The organism is Photobacterium profundum (assembly GCF_003026285.1).
Lineage (GTDB): Bacteria > Pseudomonadota > Gammaproteobacteria > Enterobacterales > Vibrionaceae > Photobacterium > Photobacterium profundum.
The window spans coordinates 56734-76758 of sequence record NZ_PYOD01000009.1 but is presented as its reverse complement, the minus strand read 5'-3'; the positions used below and the strand labels follow the sequence as shown (position 1 = coordinate 76758).

Sequence of the window (20025 nt, the reverse complement as noted above, 5' to 3'; positions counted from 1 at the left end):
ATATCTGCGATTGTAAGTATAGTGTTACATGAAACGATCGGGCTTGTTTTTTCAATGTTTGATAACTGTGCCTTGCCGATAAATGGCAGAGGAAATAATACAGAATGTCGAGAGGAAAAGGTGTGATTAGAAGAGTTTTTTGAAACAAAAAATATAATATTCAGACGAGATAAAACAGATTAAAAAAGCACTCAGGTATGAGTGCTTTCAAATGCGACTGTTATCAAATGCGACTGTGATTAAATGCAGTAGATTTAGAAGCCGTAGCGTAAACCAAGCTGTAATTCATCTTCGTCATTATCACCTTCACCACCTTCGCCTTCATCAAGTAAATTGAACTTGTAGCTACCAAAGAGAGCGACACTGCCCATATAGCGCGCATATTCAATACCGATGAAGTCGATATCTAACGCTCCAATGTCATCAGCTGAGTAATAGTTATATGTCATGTTGACGGTGTTATCGCCAAATGAGTAACCTGCGTACAGGTCTACGGCACTGAAATCAGAATCTTTGGTGCCATCGAACGAAATATCACCACCTTGGTACATGGCTGCCAGCCAGATCCCATCATTGGCATATTTAGCAGCTAATAGATAAGTGTCTGATGAGTCAGTTTCGTAAGTAGGTGTTGTGATTGGATCACCGCTACTATCAAGCGTGGTTATTGTTTGATCAAACGTTTGATCACTTGCGGCATAGCCAGCACCAAGCTCTAATCCAATGGGTAGTTCGTACGCAACAATTGCACCATAACCATCACTTTGTTGATCTGAGTTGAAATTACCATCAACCTGGAATGTTAAGCCATAGCTGGTGGTTGTCGCGTAACGGAGCATATTTTTAGCTCGGTCAGCTGTTGCCACGTTATATTCATTGGTGTAACCACTGAATGTTTCGGCGACATCCGTCCAGTCGGTAAGGTAGGTAACGGCATTTACTTGGTGACCATAAAAAATATCGCCAAAACTGGTTTCTGCACCAGCATATAAGTGACGAGTATTCATTGCTACATCATCAGAGCCGCCATCTGTTTTTTCTGTCAGCTCAAATTCATATTTACCGACGAAAGTAATGTCTGAATTATATGTTTGTTTGCCATCGACAGTTAAACGAACGCGAGATTTATCTTTGTATGTACTGTCGTTGGTTTCGACGCCAGTATCATCAAATTCTTTATTTGCATCTGAAATATTACCGCGAACTTCTGCTCGACCTCCGACGTTAAATACTGTGTTGTCATCTTGATATACGGTTGCTGCTGAAGCTGGAATTGAAACAGTTGCTGCTGCCACTGCGATGGCAATGAATTTCATATTCATTTTTGTCATCCCTTAACTAGAATAATTTTGTTACTCCTCGAAGCATTCGTGGCAAAAAAATGCCACTAACTTCGTGAAATAAACTCTAGTCCGGATGTTCATAAAAAGGTAATCAGAATCACGTAAATATTTAGGAAATAAGCATTATCGTGCGTGATGGTTAGTTTGTGAATATATAATTTGAAGTAATAGGTTGATGAGCTATATTTAAAGATTTGTAATTAAAAAAGGCACTCAAAAGAGTGCCAAAATCAAGCAAAATAATAAAAGTGGATTCGGTTCGGTATAGCTTAGAAGTTGTAACGCGCTAGCACTGCAAATTGATCAGCACCTGAATCGTTACCTAAGTTATCTTTATCTGTTACGCCTAACTTATATTCAGCAGAGAAAATCATGCTACCTGGTGTCCATGCAGCACCAATTAGGCCATATGAGTACTCTGCTTTAGTGTCATCATCTTCTAGACCGTTGTAACCACCGTATACTTGGTACTCACCACCGTTAACAAGATAAGCTGCAATGAATTCGTAACCAGTTGCATTTTCAGCAACGCCACTAACACCTGCTTTATTAGTTACACCTTTCAGGTTGCCATTTACACTTGTGTGGTTTTCATATTGACCGTATTGGCCCGCAACATAAAGCATATCTGATTGGTATAAAGCACCTAATGTCCATGTTTTATCGTCGGCTTGGCCTTCATACTTTGTAAGGCTGTATGCACCACCTAGACTTATACCAAAATCAAAGTCGTACGATAGGGCACTTTGCAGGCCGTATTCACGGTGCGTTGTGCTAAGCCCTGTTTTAATATCATCGCCTTCAAATTGGTATTGCACACCAATATTCAGACCATTAATTGATTTGCGGTATGATAACGCCTCGTTTGCACGGCCAGTACCTGAATCACCATGGCCATCTTCGTTTGCACGACCATCGTACGTACCAGAGGCTTCACCACCATAGATCCAGAACACATCTGTCCAAGCGGTAATGTCGTAGTACGTTGACCATTGTTTACCCAGTGTAATTGTACCCACTTGCTCGTTAAGGAAGTACACATTACCTAAACGGTTACTGAATTCTTGGCTGCCACTAGCGAGTGCATCGTAGCCCCATTCTGCTTTAGCACCAGCTATCCAGCCTGGAACCATTTCATGCTCAAAGCCAAAGTTAATACGTGAACTGTTGTTTTCTAGCTTGGTTGTACTGTCTTGATCATTCACACTTTCAGTATATTCAGCACGAACAGCTAAACGACCACCGATAGTCACTTTAGATGCGCCATCTTGATACACTGTTGCTGCTGAAACTGATGTTGCTGTTGAAACTACTGCTGCTGCTGCCACCGCTAATGCGATAATTTTCTTATTCATTATTATAATTCCTTTAAATATTCATGTTGTTACAGCATTTACTCCAAATGCGTAAAACTATTTAAAGCGTAAAAAGCAACTCGCGTAAGTAAAACGTTGTAAAGAAAATGTAAATTTTAGATTTCATGAGTTTTAGATGCTATTAATTAACATTAATTCAACAAGTTAAGCTGTATGTGCATCTTGATTCATAGGTATTAATTCTTCTAAAATTAAAGGATTATTTAGATGAAAATGTGAAAAATGATTATTAAAACAAAGGTTTGGTTCTAATTTGTTGATACTTAAATCATTAGTGGGTTATTTTCGATATAGATATCACGTGTTTTACATGTGTATTTTGGGTTAAATTTACATGTCTTCAATTTACGTACATTGGTTTTTTCGGCTTAGATGGTAAGCTGCAGTGAACGAGGGGAGAAATAAGGCTCTCAAGCTTTGTTACATCGTTTATTGGTGTAAAAAAAGCCAGCATTAATATGCTGGCTTAGATGTGTTAATACGCATTACCACCTTGTTATTTGTTACATTGTAACTTGTCGATAACAATATTGGTTGGTATTAATTCAGCGTTGTTAGGTATTTGATGGTGTCTGCCATCTCATCCAAGCTTTGGTGTGCATCGCTTTGTACTATATATTTACCATTCACGATAAATGCTGGTACAGATGCTAACTGTGAGTTTGCAACGATAGACTCAGCTTCCGTCATTTTTTTATACACTTGTTTGTGTTGCTCTTCACTTAAGCCATAAGGACTAAGTAGATTATTTGATGTAAAGATTTCTTCTAAGATCGCTTTCTTTTCTACTTCTGTTGCCGTTTCTGGCGTGTCTTGCGTATAAGCGAATAATTGCTCCATCAGCTTATCACTAGGCTTACCATCTGTTTGTATAGAGGCTGTATAAAAAATATAAGCTGCAATCTGTGCGCTTTCGTTAAACGTCACATGTACTTTATCGATATTTACACCAGCCTGTTTCTTAATCTCTGGCAACATAGTTTCCATGCTGCGGCAATGTCCACATGATAGAGAAAAGACTTCAACAACCATTGGCATATCAGAGATTGGCGTTGATATTTGCGTGTACTTATCACCTTCTTTAGGGGTGTTCGTGTCATTGCAACCTACTAAGGTGACCATGGCAAATAGTAAAGCAAAAGCGGGTTTTAAATACTGTTTCATAGTTAATCTGTCTGTCTGGTTATTTATGAAGGGGTGATTATGCCTGTTCGTGCAAAAAATAACTGATTTTAAATCAAATTTGAGCATTATCTCGTAGAGATATTCAGTCAAAGTCTCTTGGTATTATAGATAAATCAGTATAAAATCGCCGACCTTTTTCTAAGTGGAGACTCGGGATGTACATCGGATTTGATTACGGGACAGCAAATTGCTCAGTTGCAATGATGGAGCAAGGGCAGCCACGTATGTTGCCGTTAGAAAATGGTAATCAGTACATACCTTCTACTTTATGTGCTCCAACTCGTGAAGCCGTTAGTGAACACTTATACCGCCATATGGGTATATCTCCGCTTAACACTGTCGGTGAGCAAGTACTTCGCCGCGCGATTGCTATGAACCGCGAAGAAGATATTCGTGTTGAACAAGGGGGTTTACAATTTGGTCAGGCGGCATTGGATTTGTATCTCGAAGATCCTGAAGAAGTGTATTACGTCAAATCCCCTAAATCTTTTCTTGGTGCTAATGGGTTACGTGATGTACAGATAAGCTTTTTTGAAGATCTTGTTTGCGCCATGATGAGTAACATTAAAACCAAAGCCGAAATGACAACTCAGAAAATAATTACAGATGCAGTTATTGGACGACCTGTTAATTTTCAAGGTACTGGCGGCGAACGCGCCAATGAGCAAGCAGAATCTATTCTAACGCAAGCGGCAAAGCGAGCTGGATTCAACAATATTGAATTTCAATTTGAACCCGTAGCCGCAGGATTAGAGTTTGAAAGTACATTAACAGAAAATAAAACCGTTTTGGTGGTTGATATCGGTGGTGGTACAACGGACTGTTCATTGATTGAAATGGGTCCAGATTGGTGCGGCAAAGCAGATCGTACTGCTAGTTTACTTGCACATAGTGGTCAACGTGTTGGCGGCAATGATTTAGATATCCACTTAGCTTTTAACCAATTAATGCCGCTGTTTGGATTAGGCAGTAAAACGCTGCGTGGTATCGATATGCCAATTAGCCAATTTTGGAACCCAATTGCCATTAATAACGTTATCGCCCAAACAGATTTCTATAGTTCTGCAAATATACGTACCTTAGATCAACTTCGCCGTGATGCATCTGAACCTGAAAAACTGAAACGCCTGATTCATGCCTATCACGATACGCTAGGCTATCATATCGTAAGAAAAGCAGAAGAAAGTAAGATTGCCTTATCTGAAGCCAAAAGCAGTCAGGTACAAATGCATATTTTGTCTGAGTTGCTAGAAGTCTCGATTACTCAGAATCAGATGGCAGAAGCCATTGAAACACCAAAAGCCAAGATGAGTGAATTGGTGACTGAAGCCGTAAGCCAATCGGGTAAAAAACCAGACTTAATCTATATGACGGGTGGCACTGCGCGTTCACCTATATTACGCGCCAGTATCGAACAACAGTTACCGAATGTACCAGTGGTCAGCGGTAGTTATTTTGGTTCTGTTACTGCAGGATTAGCCCGCTGGGCAGAACATTGTTATCGCTAAAGTAATTAATTTATAGCGTAAGTATAGAATGAAGCCGATAAGCGATGATGAGAAGCCGCTTATCGGCTTTTTTTGACGTAATTTACAAGGTATAAACCTGCGATAAAAACCCGTTAAAAACATCAGATTTTTTTGACGAGAATTAGAATTGCAAGAATTATGTTTTGGCTGAATTTCACAGTTTTTCTATTTTTCAGAAAATAAATTCATCATAAAACGCCAATATATAATGTCATTTCTTATGATGTTTTTTATCACCAAATATCATTAGCCCTTTGTTTTCATTCTTGGAATTATGATTTCCGTGCTACATCGTGAGTGAGAGTATCAGCAACGTTGTGATGTCATACATGATGAATTAGCGCGAAGGGATTTTAGCTTAAAGCAGCGAAAACGAGGATGAAGAATGAATTATAAATGGAAGCCTTTTGGCATAGCGATGCTTTGTGCAGGTTTTGCAATGTCACCTTTGGCGAGTGCAATTGCAAACGAATTTAATACAGATATAAACGCGACCTCTGAAAGTCAAAGTTGGAGCTCTTATCAAATACAGTTGGTGAATAGTGCTAGTAAAACTATCGACCTTACTGATGCTGTGGTGCAGTTTGTTTTGCCTCAGGCTGTCAATAATGTGAATTGGACATCAAACGCATTAAGTTATCCCACACTAACCACGACTCATGAACCAGATTCGAATGGTATTAAGCATAATGTAAGTATTCTTTTTCCATCAGGAAGCTGGGTCGATACGCAATTAGAGCCCGGTGAATCCTTTACGTTAACTGTTGCTTTTGGCGGGCAAGTTAGTGACATGGCTGCTTTTGAAAATAGTGTCAAAGTCATCACAGAGGGCACCGGTTTACCAGAGATATCGATTGATATTCAATCTCCGGTGTCTGGTGCTGAGCTGCTTACTGGTGACACGGTACTGATTCAAGCCAATGTAAGTGGTGAAGGGGCTGCAAATATTGCATTTTGGGTGAATTCTGAAGAAATTGGTAAACAGCCAATCACTGATGATACTGAGAGTTACCAACACACATGGACACCCTCTGAAATTGGCTTAACGAATATATTCGTTATGGCTTTTGATGACAGCGGTGTAAAACTGGAAGAGCAGCAAGTTCAAGTTAATGTAACGTCGTCGTCAACGTCACCCAATCCGCCAGTTATTGAGTTTATAACACCAACGAATGGCTCGACGCATAAGCAAACAGATGTCATTAATATTTCAGCGAACGTAACAGATCAAGATGATGATCTTGCTTCGGTAACATTCTTTGCGAACGAAAAGAAAATCTGCGATTTTGATGCGAATGTTGTGAGTGACTTTGCTTGTGATTGGCAGCCAGAAGCCGCGGGTTCTGCTGAACTTCGTATTGAAGCTAAAGATGCTGAAAATCATACGGCAAATCAAAATATTCAAGTTACCATTACCGCGTCAGGTTCAAGTTGTGGTGATGTACCTCAATATAAAGATGGTGAAAGCTATCAAGTTGGCGATGAAGTGACGAATATCGGCGAGATTTTTTCGTGTAAAGTGGCGGGTTGGTGTGGCAATCCTGTCTGGGCACCTGGCACGGGACACCCTGATTATCCTGACGCATGGAAAGACGCATGGGATGAAACTGGTGAGTGTGATGTAAACCCAACCCCAAATGTGGATGTACTATCGCCACAAGCGGGAGATCGTATTGTACCTAATCAGACATTCAATGTTGTTGTTGAAGCCACGGATGATACAGCAGTAACGCGTGTTGAAGCACACTTAAATGGTAATAAAGTAGCAACCACCACTGAACCATCAGAAGGCAACGAATACACGCTAGTGGTACCGGGACAACCAGAAGGGCAGTACCTATTAACGGCTGTTGCGTATGATGACCAAAACGCACATTCAGAAACTGCGCCAGTAGCAATTGCTGTTACTGACAAAGAATTAGTAGTGAGCCTTACTTCGCCAGCAGATGGCTCAGAATTCTATGAAGGACGAAGCGTCAAGTTGACAGCGGATGCAGAAAGCTTTGATGGCACGATTACCCAGGTTGTATTTTATTCTGATGGTATAGCGCTAAATACAGATGTAGATGCGCCGTACGAATATGATTGGGTTGGTGCGCAAGTTGGTAACTACCAAATCTATGCTAAAGCGACCAATAGCCAAAATCAGGAACAGCAGTCAGCAACGTCAAATATCGAGATTAAAGAAAAATCGATGGGGAATGATCTAGGCAATAACCCTGATCGCTCAATCAGTTATTTAACATCGTGGGGGCTTGACGATCCTAAAGCACTTCAAGCATCAAACGGTGATGGATATTTGTTGTCTTTTGGTCAGTGGGATGCTGGCGGCAATGTATCGATATCCGATAATATGGTAGCTGTACCTGAATACAATGAAGATTGGATGGCAGGAAACTACTTAGCATGGACACAACTAAATTTTGACCGTCCTGAAACATCAATGCTAGTCGCATTCGGTGGGCAAACATACGAAAGTATTTGGTCTTATTTAGATACACCACAAAGACGAGAGGCAATTGCTACTAGCTTAGTTGAATTACTTCACACCCCATTCCCTGTTTATAAAAAAGGGTTAAAACCGGAAGAGGTGGTGGGCGAATGTTTAGCTGAAGATTGGTCGGGTAATTGTGACTACAATAAATACCAATTAGCTGGTTATGTTCAGATCGATGGTTTGGATTTTGACTTCGAGAAAGCTGCTCGTATTACTGAAGCAGAAAATCAAAATCTTGAATTATTAATCGACATTATTCGTCAGGAAATTGGTGATGAGAAGTTACTATCATTAACCACTTATCATGTTGGCGCAGATCCGCTGGAGTGTCAAAACGCATCAGTATATGAGAATTGTTCGTATATTGAACCGGCACGCTCATCACACCATGGTGAAGTTATCTCGTTACTTCAGTCAACTAAAGACAAATTTGATTTCTTTAATGTGATGACTTACGACGCCGGTGAAAACTTCCTTTATGACGTTGCGATGGCAAATTATGCTCAATACATTGGTGATAAATCAAAAGTAGTATTAGGCAATACGATTAATAGCCAGTGGGGACCAAATGGTAATTTTGTTGAGTCCCGAGCGAAAAACATTGCTCGTGCACAATGGCAAAAAGAGCAAGGGTACGGTGGCTTCTTTATCTGGGCGTTAGGGTCTAATAATCAAAGTCTTTCAATGACAGAGCAAGTTGCATATTTCAATGAAATGATTGATGTAAATAAATAACTAGCACTGTAAGTGGTTTATCACCGTAAAGCCCATTTTCAGGATGTTAGAAAAAACCAACAAAAAGCCCTCTTATGAGGGCTTATTTCATTTTATAAGGTGATTAGCTATCGTTATGCAGCTTTAGGTGCAAATGCAGAACACCAGCCTGTTGCTGATACTAGTTTGCCAGGGAATACACCACAAGGACGCCATTCATCGCCGTCATTGCCTAGAATAAGTAAACAGCCAGAACAGTGTTTGCTGTCGTCTGGTGATTTGTGAACATATTGTAAGGCTGCAGCTTGCGGGTTATCTTCAGCTAGATGAGGAAGATCTTCTGCATGTGCAGGTTTGATTAAATCTGTACCACCAAGGGTGACACCGATTACGCCACCAAGTCCAAGTTTTAGAAAACGTCTACGTGTAGGGTGATTTTTCATGGATTATCCTTTTTAACGACATTACTGATCTAATAATATTTATTGTGATTCTCTATTTTTTATAACGTTACTTTAACGCTTTGTGATTCAAACATTAATACGAACTAGCAGGGATATTAGTTCATAAGTTTGGAATGGATCGTGCGATCTAGCAACGTTATCTTTCTAAATTGTTCACATGATCACGTAGCTTGTGTAATGGATTGCATGCTACTAGGCCATAATTCCATCATTTGATAACAGTAACCATTTGACTAAAAAGGGATTGATCATTTTTATAAAATACATAGATTGTATCAATTCTTAACTTGCAACATTTTGTTTACAAGCGCATGCTGTGTTCGCGATACCACCAGACAAAACAATAAAGGTAGAGAAAATGAACTTATTTCTTTTAGATATAGATGGCACTTTAGTTGATTCTGATGAAATTGATCAACATTGTTTAACGCTGGCAATTGAAGATGTTCTGGGTATCTCTACTGATGGTAATTGGAGCCAATATCAGAAAGTCACTGATTCTGGCATTATTGATGAAATACTATTAAAGAATAATGTCAGTGAAAGCCGTTCGATTATTCATCGTAAAGTTGAAGCCCGTTATTTAGAACGTATTCGTGAATACTTAAATAACAATCCGTCAGAAATGCATGAAATTAAAGGTGCAAAGAAGTTTATTGATCAAATGCAGGATCGTGAAGATACGCATATTGCAATTGCAACGGGGGCTTGGGAGTCTGCGGCTAAATTGAAATTACAAGCGGTTGGCATTGATGCATCTAAGATCACATTTACATCATCATCTGATGCGATGAGTCGTACCGAAATCATGGCACTTGCTGCGTTTCGAGCAAAGCAAGATACTGGTGAAACATTTGATCGTCGTGTTTTTTTTGGCGATGGTGAATGGAATAAGAATGCCAGTCAAGAGCTCGGGTACGATTTTGTAGCGGTGGGTACAGGGGTTAAACACCATACTCAGATACCTAACTTTACACATTACCAATCTGTTTTCTCACAGTTGTCGCTTTAAGGTATTATTACCTCATCGCATTATGAACCATGCTTGTTTCATCTAAGTAAGTGCAACAATTACCATCATCATTGAATGTTTACGTGTAAGTGGTGATGGTAACTAGCCTCTAACCTTCCAGTATTTATTTTTCTGTTGGCATATCATTCTGTGATGCAACTTCTGCTCAACCTTTCAGCACTTTTGTGATTTTGAGTCTAATCTTGTAGTTGTATCCGTAAAATAAATTATGAACATATAAAAATGCAATAAATCTGTTTCATTGAGTGATCAAGCGAGGGGTTAGGTTAGAGCGCTTGTCTACTTTGCATTGGAGGCTGTAGATGAATAAAGAAGAATGGATAAAGGGTTGGTTTCATGAGGTATGGGGGAAGGGGGATGCTCAGTTGCTGGCTGAATGTGCGACAAATCCTTTTAATTTTCATACTTCAGGAGGGCGAAGCTTTTCGCTGACACATGAAGACTACCTTTCCTTTGTTGATATTTGGCAACAACGTTTCAATAATGTCCGCTTTACTATTTCTCAAATCATTACCGAAGAACATAAAACGGTGGTCTTATATCAATGTGAAGCCACATATCATGGCGGTTGGATTAAGATACCAGGAAAAAACCAGAGTGTTAAAATGACAGGAATGGTGTTATTTCAAATGAAAGATGGGTTAATGACAGATTGTTGGTTAGAAGACAGTAGCTTTGATTTATACCAACAGCTGACGCGTTATTTGGAATAATTAGCGATTAACATGAAGGTGAAGCACAAGAACTTCAGGGTGAGTACAAGAGAACCTCTCGGCTTACCTTCATGATAATGTGTAATGTTATAAGGCGTGTTGTGCTTTTTTGGCTGTTAGCGTTTTTAGCTGCTCAAAGTACATATTACTTTCTGAAATAACAACACCACGTAACAAGACTAAACCAATCAAGTTAGGTACAGCCATTAAGCCATTTACAATATCTGCAATTAGCCAAATCATATCCAGCTTTAAGAAGGCGCCACTTGCCACTAATACCAAAAAGACAATTTTATAAGGTAAAATAGCTTTAACACCAAAAAGGTAAGTTATGCAGCGTTCGCCATAATAATTCCAACCAATGATGGTGGTAAACGCAAAGAACATTAGCCCTACCGATACCATCAATGGTCCCCAATACGCTGAATCTAAACCAGCAGCAAACGCATAGGTTGTCATTGCAGCACCTGCATACTCACTCTGCCATGCACCCGTAACAATAAGTGTAAGCCCTGTCATGGTACATATGATGATGGTATCAAAAAATGTACCCGTCATCGATGTTAAGCCCTGGCGAACACATGAATCTGTTTTCGCAGCCGCGGCTGCAATAGGTGCACTACCAAGACCCGATTCATTTGAAAATACACCGCGAGCAATACCTGATTGTATCGCAAGCATAATACCTGCACCGGTAAAACCACCTGCAGCAGCATGACCAGTAAATGCAGAGCTAATCACTAAAGCGATGGCTTCAGGTAGAGCGTGAATTTGAGTTGTTAATACCAATAGGCAAGCCAAAATATAAAAACCAGCCATTACAGGTACAACCTTACTGGCTACACTTGCAATCGACTTTATTCCACCGAGTGTCACCGTTGCCACGAGTAATGTTAAAATCACAATGGTGTATTCTTTGGGTGCTTCAAAAGAAAGGTAAGCAGCATCAACAATCGCATTTGCTTGTGGGAATGTGCCAATGCCAAAACATGCAACACCTAGGGCGAAAAAGGCAAAAAGTTTAGCAAGAATTTTACTACCGACCCCTTTTTCTAGGTAATACATTGGTCCACCGATCATTTGACCGTTAGCATCTTGCTCGCGATATTTCACAGCCAACAGGCATTCTGCATACTTGGTCGCCATACCAAATAGGGCAGCTAGCCACATCCAGAATAGTGCGCCGGGTCCCCCCATTTTGATTGCTGTTGCAACGCCAACAATATTACCGGTACCAATCGTGGCGGAAAGGGCTGTGCAGAGTGCAGCAAAGCTAGAGACATCACCATCACCTTTCGTACGATGTTTAGTTGAAAACACATAACTAAGTGCTAGAGGTAAGTAACGAATTTGGATAAAACCAAGACGTATTGTTAAATAAAGACCAGTACCGACTAATAAAATTAGTAGTGGCGGTCCCCAAACAAGGTTATCAATAACTTGAAGTGTATTTTGTAGCGGATTCATTATTCCTCCTTTTAAACTTCAAAGGAAGAGACATAGAACAACAGAAACAAGTGTGTACAGAAATAGTTTCTGGGCTGTTGATCTTATCTCCTCTGTCCTTTTGCCTGAGAGTTTCACTTTCCATGCATGTTAAAACAGCAAAAAGGAAAGCTTGCTCCTTCGGCGCCCGATTTAACGGGTCTCTCCAGAGGCTCCTCCAATAACAGTCCATACCGGATACCTTGTTAAAAGGTATATGTTCCAGTGCCTGAAAGATTTACGTCTTGTGTTTGAACAGTAACAAACGGTTTAAGAACGCTTACTTCTTCGGCGGGCTTATATTCGTACCAGACTATTTCTGCCAGCGAATAATATGCCACTCTCCTGCTATCTTCATCGGAACTCAATTTTTTCAGCCGCAATACTAATTGATAAAAATGTGATTGTCTGCAAAAAAATGGAGTAAATAATCAAAAAAATACGATGTGAGATTAATACACATATTTGTCATAAGCATGAAGTTTGCTATCTTCTGAAAGTAGCTTGTATCATTATTTTGTCGTTATAAATTTAATTTCCTTGTATAAGCGAAGAAAAATAAGTAGATGCTTTAGGAATAATAGCACTTTTTATATTCCATTTTGGAATATAAAGGTCGCGTATTTTAACCAATTTAATGTTGATAGTAATTGTTAGTTTGGTCAATAGTAGAAAATAAAATAATTATTTTTTAGAAATGAGACAGGATTATAAAACTGGATTTATTTGATTATTTAACCGTTAATTATTTATAAATAAGAAAAAATATAGTAATAGATTTGTATAATTATTTATACATTATTGACAGGAAACGTCGGTACAAAGCGTATTCATAACAACATTTCATATGAGTCGTTATGTATAAATTGGCATGTTTATGCTCTAATTTTGAGCTGAAATACATGACGTTATAACCCTAGCAATAAGGTGAAAATGTGATTTGGGTTAGCTGTAATCATCATAATAAACACATTGAAGCGAAAGAAAATTTAAAGCATTTTCATAGCGTTGTTGATGTCTCTCCTTTTGAAATTCTGTCGACAATGACAGGACATGAGTTGATCTTCCTTGAAGTGAAAAATTCTAGTTCAGAAGGGTTTGAATTACTAAGAGCTGTTAAGCAACGTCATGCAGCAACGAAAGTCGTTATTGTATATCATGAACTTGATGCAGATTTAGCACTGAATGTGTTACGTGCTGGTGGTGATGATGTCATCAGCGTAAATTCAAATCGGCAACAATTAGATGAGTGTTTTACCCGTCTACATACCCATACTGTCAATGTTGAAAGTGGTGCATATGAACAGCGTGAACTATCCATTAAACCTGCCTTGATCATCATCGATCAAAATATAAGTGCTCCTTTGCGTGAAGAAGATCTTGCTAATGCCTGCCAATATTCACCGACCTATTTTTCACGTTTATTTCATAATGTAATGGGTGTGACCCTTAAACAGTACATCATTAAAAAACGATTGGATTTAGCTTGTGGTTTGTTAATCTCTGATCGAGAGAAAATATCTTCGGTCGCAACTTCTGCGGGTTTTAAAGATGTTTCCTATTTCTCTCGTGTATTTAAAAAACACATTGGTTGTTCACCAGGCGAATTTAGATTAAAAAAACATGATGTGAATTAACGGTATTGGAATGATACCGTTTCATTCATTATTCAATAGATATTTAATCTTCATACAATGTAGAATTACTTTCAATATCATACCTTTTATGTCATTTCCATATTAACAATAAACTCAATGTTATAAAGTTTGCTTTACCTTAGTCGATATATAAACCAATGTAGGGATAGAAACGTTTCTGGCTGTTTTTGATACGGTGGAATTCTTTTTATTTTCCTCTTCATATAAAATAGAATGCATATTATAATTGTATGTATTTCTTCACTACAAATACAGTTAGCGTTATATGATTGGTTTTCTCATTGCATTCAGGAACAGCATCCGTTAATGACTTCATTTCATGATATTTTAGGTACAAACCAAGATACTCCCCAAAGTGATATAAAACGTCGCTATAAACACCTATCTAATCGCTCTCACCCTGATAAAGGTGGCTCTAAAGCATTGATGCAACTTATTTCAGAAGCCTATAAATATGTAAGTGAAGGAAAGGGACAACAAGAAGCGTTTAATACTGAATATGTTCAAACGAAATCTGTTGAGAAGTACTTGAGCCAGATTCACCGCCTTCAAAATGATTACCGGCATCTGAAAGAGGAAAGAGATACGCTCGTAAAGAAATTAGCTAGCGCTCAAAAGGAAGCTCAGCAAGCTTTTGCTGATAGCTCTATGCACATTCATAATATGAAAAATACTGCCAGTAATGATGTAGGTAAACTTCAAGAAGAGAACACTAGGTTAGCCCAATTGTTAGCGGAAGCAAAGGGGGAGTTAGCAGCGAAAAATCAATCTCATGCCGTGTCTAGCTCCGGAAATAATGCGGCTGACCCAACGGTACTGACACAAAAAGTCGCCTCTCAAATTAAGTCATTAGGCTACTTCAACGCTAAGCGAGTGGGGTTAGTACTATTGGTACCAGTTATGCTTATTGTGTTGTTGCTAAGTGCAGGTAAAGCCCCTTGGCTGGCAGTATTCGCATGGTTTAATCATCAAGATATAGAACCTAATGCTATTGCTACCATCGTGGATGTGAATCCGTTAGATGTAGTCAATAACCCTATTGCTAATCAAGTCGAGACAACGGTTGTTTTGGCTATAGAGCCAGAGCCTATCGCACGTATTCAAATTGACAAGGTTATTGGTCAGTGGCAGCTAAAGTTTTACGAAGACAGTCAGAAACCTTATATTGCAGTGCGCAGTGATAAAGGTTCTTATATTGTGAAAAGTTGTGATTCAGGCTTTGAATATTATTTGAATGAAACGGTTAGAGCACGACGTTTGTCTGCAAACATGATCTTTGATCGAAAAGAACGTCACTTTATTGTTTATGATATTCCTTATGGTAAAGGATCTTCTGCGGCAAATTGGTCTGATAGTAAAAGTGTACTCCTCAATGAAGAATACTTTTCGAATACTGGTTTTTCTGAAGCATTCGGTAGATTAAATAATGCGTGTGTTTCTTCCATCTGATGATCATTAAAGGAAGAATAAGAGGTCGCTTGGGTATAAAGCAAGAGCATAACCTCTCCTTCTCCTTCTCCTTATTGTGATTGTAGCGAACGTTATTTATTGTTAACTGGCTGCGACAGATTGGTTTTTATACAGCGGCTTTTTATATACTGCCAGTCGAAACACAGCGGGCACAAAGTAAAACGAGATCATCGTTGTTAACAGTGTACCGCCAGCAATCGCGACCGCAAACGGCGGCCAGAAGCCACCACCCGCTAAGATTAACGGCATAAACCCACCAATCGTTGTGATCGTTGTAGAGGTTATATGACGCGTACAGCTCATTACTGCTGCAAGAATTGCGTTGCTATCACCGTTTATTGCATCTTTATCGGCTTTAAGTTCAGCCAAGATGACGATAGCGGCATTAATGGCAAGGCCGACTAAACCAAGTAAGCCAATAATAACGGTAAACCCAAAGGGATAGCTGAATGACCAGACAGATAACAGGCCTAGCCCAGCGGCAAGTAACCCAACAGTAAAGATAATCAGGCTTAAACGAAATGAGTTAAACGAAATCACAACCACCATAACAAGTAGTGTCACGACCATTGATAAGTTAGCCAACAAGTTACTGACAGATTCATTTCGTTCTGCTGATTCGCCGCCCAATTCGATTCGATAACCTGCTGGAATTGTTTTTTGATATTCGCTGATATTGGCTTGAAAATGGTCAAGTGCGGTTTGCGGTAGCACCCCTGCACGAATGTAACCTTCAATAACATTCACCCGCTGGCCGTTACGGCGTGGTATTGCGCCTCTACTTGGTGTTAAAGAAAGCTCTGCAAGGGCGGAAACGGGCAACCCAGTAAACACATCTTCAGAGATAACGGGTAAACGAAGGTTACTGAGGTGAGACATATTCTCACGGTTTTCATCTTTAACACGGACTCTTATTGGAATTGATTCAGATGCTTCAATTATATTTCCACTTACTTTACCTGTTAAAGAGGCTTGCAGTAAATTAGCGAATTTACTCAATGTTAAGCCACTTAATTGGCTTGCTTCTTCATTTACGTTTACCCAAACTTTGGGTGTACCGGGCTGCAGGGTTTCACGGGTGTGAGTGACATAGGGCGTTTCTGTCATAATCAGGCGAATATCTTCACCAATTGATTTTAATGTGTCGAGATTAGCACCGTATAAGCGCACCTCGAGTGGCGCATTAAACGGAGGGCCTTGCTCTAGTTTTCTTACTAAGATTTGTGCTTGAGGTAGTTCTATATCTAATTTTGTTTGTAAGTCAGGAATCATTGCATTAGCGGCTGAAAAATCTTTCGCTTTTACCATGGCCTGCGCGAAATAGGCTGCGCCTTTCTCACGTGCAGCCATGTTGTAATAGAACGAAGGGAAGTTGCCACCAACAAGCCAGTTAACATTTTCGATGTCGTCATATTGCGCCAGAATATGATCAACCGATTTTGTTGCTTCTGCTGTGGCAAAAATGCTCGCTTGTGGGGGTAAATACAATTTAATTTCAAACATATCACGGTCTGACGGTGGAAAAAATTGCTCCGTTAATTGTGAGGCACTCCAAAAGCCAGTAAGCGGTAAAACACATACTAACAATGCAGTGATTAGTGGATGTTTAATCGCAATGCGAACACTTTTTTCAAATCCATTGCTTAACTTTGGAAGGGTTATACCTGTGTGATACCAGTGGTGGCTATTTTCTCCAGATGGTAACCAACGTGATGCAAACCCTGCCACAATAGTGTGAGAGACAATATAAGAACCCACTAGCGAGAATGATACGGTAATCGCAATTGCGCCAACAAACTCGCCTGCTGGCCCCGGCATTAAAATAATAGGGGCGAAAGCTAAAATAGTGGTTAAGGTTGAACCAAGCAGTGGCACCCATAAATGATTTAATGCTTTCATTGCAGCGTCTAGTTTCTCGATACCTTGCTGACGATAATGCTGAATAGTATCGACCATCACAATCGCATTATCGACCATAATACCAAGGGCAACAATTAGACCTGTTACCGACATTTGATTGATGGGGAGCCCTGTAAACTTCATCATTGCTAAGGTGAGTAAGCTCGTTAGTGGTAATGAAAGAGCGACAATAATGGCTGAACGAACACCTAACGTTAGAAGCAAAACAATTAATATGATCGTGAAACCGATTAATAGACTTTGAGACAGATCTGATAAACGGGTTTCTGTATAACTTTGTTGTTCAAACAGGATATTAACTTTAACGTTGCTGGGTAGCTCTTGCTGGAAAGAATCTAAGAAGGTATGCACACGATTAGACCAGAGATCAACGCGTAAATGTGGTTGCATACGTGTTGCGATAATAACCGCTGGCTGACCTTGGACGATAGCCATCTCTGCGGGAGGAGAGGCTTGGCGACGCTCTACATCGGCAATATCTTCTAAGCGAATAACATGTCCGCTATCATCAATTGCTACTGGCACACGGCGAATACGATCCAAGGAATCGAGAGAGTCAGAAACTTCTAGTGCGAATCTGTTACTGCTATTTACCAATTCTCCTGCTGAGTTTTTTGCGTCAGCCCCGTTGATTGCTTCAGCAATTGATATTGCTGAACGACCTAATGCACTTGCGACAATAGGATCCATGCTAACAAGAATTTCTTCATCCGGTAAACCGTATTCATCGACAAACTCTGTGCCGCTAAGCGTGCGTAAGCGGTTACCTAATTCAATACCATAGCGTCGTAAAGTTAAAAGATCGGGTTCAGTATTACCTTGCCAAGTGAGTGCAGTAATAATGGTAAAGGCATAAGCATGATCGGTATCTAAATCAGGGGCCGAAGTACCTTGAGGCAGTACCGGAACAACATCTGAGAGCTGATCTCGCGCTCGCGACCAAACGGGGTCAGAATCCATAATCTCATCTTTCAGCTCTATTGTAATCACCGAGATACCAGGACGAGATACTGATGATAATGTTTTTATTTCATCAAGTTGGCGTAAGCTGGTTTCAATTTTCTCCGTCACCAATGCTTCTACACGCTCAGCTGTTGCGCCGGGATAATGTGTAACAACACTGCCAATTCTATTTTTGATGATAGGATCTTCAGCGCGGGGTAGTGCGCTTAATGCTGAAAGACCACTCACAATCAGTAATGCAACAGCAAGAATAAGCAGCCGAGTATTGCCAAGAATATATTTCATTATTAGGCCTCGCTATCAATCAGTGGGAGTGACAGCTTTTTTGGCAGCCAGCTCATTTCTGATATAACGACAGTTTGTCCTGGTACTAAACGGTGTAGTCCATCAGACACTAACTTTTCGCCTGCATTCACTGCACCGCTGATATACGCTTGTTTTCCATTTGCATATAAAACTTGTACAGAACGTCGCTCAACGCGAAGCTTTTTTTTCGAACTTTCTAATGTACTGTTTTCATCTGCGGATTTTTCACTGAGAACATACACATTCCATACGCCCCTAAGCCCATCGGTCATCGCTGAAAGCGGCACCCAATATCCATTGTCATCGTGTTTGTCGTCTAATTGTAAATACGCTAACTCACCATCGATAGCAGTAACAGAGTCAGGTAATTCGAAACGCAGGGTAATAGAGCGAGAGTTCAGATTTACACTGACGCCAGGATTTAATAGCGTAGTGGTGTATGTTTTATCACCAATACGTAGAACCCATTGTTTCTTACCATCTGTATTCGCAGTATTCTCAGTGTTTGTGGCAGAAGATTGAGAGAGTTGGTTAACACGAAGAAGTTGTTTAGCAGGAATGCCAACATGTGCCTCTTTTCGGTTACTTGCAAGTAATGTAAGGGTAGGAGACCCCGTATTGACTACATCACCTTTTGAAATGTAACGTGCACTGATGGTTCCGCTATAAGGAGCATAAATCGTTGATTTTTCTTGTTGTAATCGATTCGCTGCCAAGGTAGCCCCAATTTGACGATAGTTTGCCCGTAAAGCATTACGTTGGCTGTTCAAGTTATCGATTTCAGATTCAGCACTGAATCCTTTTTTCTTTAGTGTATTTTGACGTTTTAGGTTTGCATTAACCAATTCTAGTTGGGCAGTAATCTGCGCTTGCTGTGCAGTTAACTGGTCTGCAGAGGTTTTTAGCAGCTGAGTATCTAAAACTATAAGCGGATCACCTTCTTGAATTTTGTCGCCGACATCGACAAAAATCTGCGCTATTTTTCCACCGAGTTCAAAACCTAAGTTGGATTGCTGACCCGCCTGAACAATGCCCACGTATTCACGAGTAACCATGTAATGATCAGATGGTGTTAAAGTCATCGCATTAACACTGGCTATATGTAATTGCTCTGCTTGTACTTCTGGCTCAGAGCTCGAACTATTACAGCCACCAAGTAATGCTGCAAGTATCAGTACGTGTAATGTATATCGCGATGATATCTGTGGCATGGTAATTTTTCCTGATTGGGATTACTCTAAAACTAGACGGTCTAGTCTATATACATATTTAATTCAGGTTTCGATCATAGAGCACTTGAATCAAACTAGACTTCTCAGTCCACATGATTAAAAAATATACGATCGGAACTAGACTGTCCAGTTTGATT

13 protein-coding genes and 2 riboswitches are annotated in these 20025 nt (G+C 39.9%); of the genes, 6 read left to right on the top strand and 7 right to left on the bottom strand.

Annotation, left to right across the window (positions count from 1 at the left end; translation table 11 throughout):
• Positions 1 to 254 precede the first annotated feature (254 nt).
• The 3 genes from C9J48_RS18805 to C9J48_RS18795 form a co-directional block, all read right to left on the bottom strand.
• Positions 255 to 1322 carry a porin gene (locus C9J48_RS18805; protein WP_006232249.1) on the bottom strand — a complete coding sequence of 356 codons (1068 nt, stop codon included), beginning with the start codon at positions 1320 to 1322 and terminating at the stop codon, positions 255 to 257.
• A 290-nt stretch (positions 1323 to 1612) separates the two neighbouring features.
• On the bottom strand, positions 1613 to 2698 hold the full coding sequence (locus C9J48_RS18800) for a porin (RefSeq protein ID WP_006232248.1): 1086 nt from the start codon (positions 2696 to 2698) through the stop codon (positions 1613 to 1615).
• Between the two features lie 561 nt (positions 2699 to 3259).
• Positions 3260 to 3883 carry a thiol:disulfide interchange protein DsbA/DsbL gene (locus tag C9J48_RS18795; protein WP_006232247.1) on the bottom strand — a complete coding sequence of 208 codons (624 nt, stop codon included), beginning with the start codon at positions 3881 to 3883 and terminating at the stop codon, positions 3260 to 3262.
• Positions 3884 to 4059: 176 nt separating this feature from the next.
• On the opposite strand from C9J48_RS18795, the gene yegD reads away from it, so the two are divergent.
• Both yegD and C9J48_RS18785 read left to right on the top strand, forming a co-directional pair.
• Complete coding sequence (gene yegD, locus C9J48_RS18790) at positions 4060 to 5412, top strand: molecular chaperone (protein WP_006232246.1); 1353 nt, start codon at positions 4060 to 4062, stop codon at positions 5410 to 5412.
• Positions 5413 to 5818: 406 nt separating this feature from the next.
• The gene (locus tag C9J48_RS18785; RefSeq protein ID WP_006232245.1) at positions 5819 to 8665 is read left to right on the top strand and encodes an Ig-like domain-containing protein; all 2847 of its coding nucleotides are present in this window, start codon (positions 5819 to 5821) and stop codon (positions 8663 to 8665) included.
• A 113-nt stretch (positions 8666 to 8778) separates the two neighbouring features.
• Here the strand turns inward: C9J48_RS18785 and C9J48_RS18780 are convergent, their stop codons facing one another.
• A complete protein-coding gene (locus C9J48_RS18780; protein WP_006232244.1) occupies positions 8779 to 9087 on the bottom strand; it encodes a high-potential iron-sulfur protein in 309 nt (102 codons plus the stop codon).
• Positions 9088 to 9466: 379 nt separating this feature from the next.
• On the opposite strand from C9J48_RS18780, the gene C9J48_RS18775 reads away from it, so the two are divergent.
• Both C9J48_RS18775 and C9J48_RS18770 read left to right on the top strand, forming a co-directional pair.
• Positions 9467 to 10120 carry an HAD family hydrolase gene (locus C9J48_RS18775; protein ID WP_006232243.1) on the top strand — a complete coding sequence of 218 codons (654 nt, stop codon included), beginning with the start codon at positions 9467 to 9469 and terminating at the stop codon, positions 10118 to 10120.
• Between the two features lie 323 nt (positions 10121 to 10443).
• Complete coding sequence (locus C9J48_RS18770) at positions 10444 to 10854, top strand: ester cyclase (RefSeq protein WP_006232242.1); 411 nt, start codon at positions 10444 to 10446, stop codon at positions 10852 to 10854.
• A gap of 87 nt (positions 10855 to 10941) precedes the next feature.
• Here the strand turns inward: C9J48_RS18770 and C9J48_RS18765 are convergent, their stop codons facing one another.
• Entirely contained in the window at positions 10942 to 12321 is a 1380-nt protein-coding gene (locus C9J48_RS18765) for an alanine/glycine:cation symporter family protein (protein ID WP_006232241.1), read from the bottom strand.
• 82 nt (positions 12322 to 12403) lie between these two features.
• A riboswitch (glycine riboswitch) is annotated at positions 12404 to 12519 on the bottom strand.
• A 27-nt stretch (positions 12520 to 12546) separates the two neighbouring features.
• Positions 12547 to 12697: riboswitch (glycine riboswitch) on the bottom strand.
• A gap of 577 nt (positions 12698 to 13274) precedes the next feature.
• On the opposite strand from C9J48_RS18765, the gene C9J48_RS18760 reads away from it, so the two are divergent.
• Both C9J48_RS18760 and C9J48_RS18755 read left to right on the top strand, forming a co-directional pair.
• Positions 13275 to 13976: a helix-turn-helix domain-containing protein gene (locus C9J48_RS18760; RefSeq protein ID WP_006232240.1), complete on the top strand. Its 702-nt coding sequence runs from the start codon at positions 13275 to 13277 to the stop codon at positions 13974 to 13976.
• Between the two features lie 327 nt (positions 13977 to 14303).
• The gene (locus C9J48_RS18755; RefSeq protein WP_006232239.1) at positions 14304 to 15446 is read left to right on the top strand and encodes a DnaJ domain-containing protein; all 1143 of its coding nucleotides are present in this window, start codon (positions 14304 to 14306) and stop codon (positions 15444 to 15446) included.
• 102 nt (positions 15447 to 15548) lie between these two features.
• Here C9J48_RS18755 and C9J48_RS18750 read toward each other — a convergent pair whose 3' ends face one another.
• Positions 15549 to 18635 carry an efflux RND transporter permease subunit gene (locus C9J48_RS18750; RefSeq protein ID WP_006232238.1) on the bottom strand — a complete coding sequence of 1029 codons (3087 nt, stop codon included), beginning with the start codon at positions 18633 to 18635 and terminating at the stop codon, positions 15549 to 15551.
• A gap of 2 nt (positions 18636 to 18637) precedes the next feature.
• Entirely contained in the window at positions 18638 to 19867 is a 1230-nt protein-coding gene (locus C9J48_RS18745; RefSeq protein ID WP_006232237.1) for an efflux RND transporter periplasmic adaptor subunit, read from the bottom strand.
• Between the last annotated feature and the right edge of the window lie 158 nt (positions 19868 to 20025).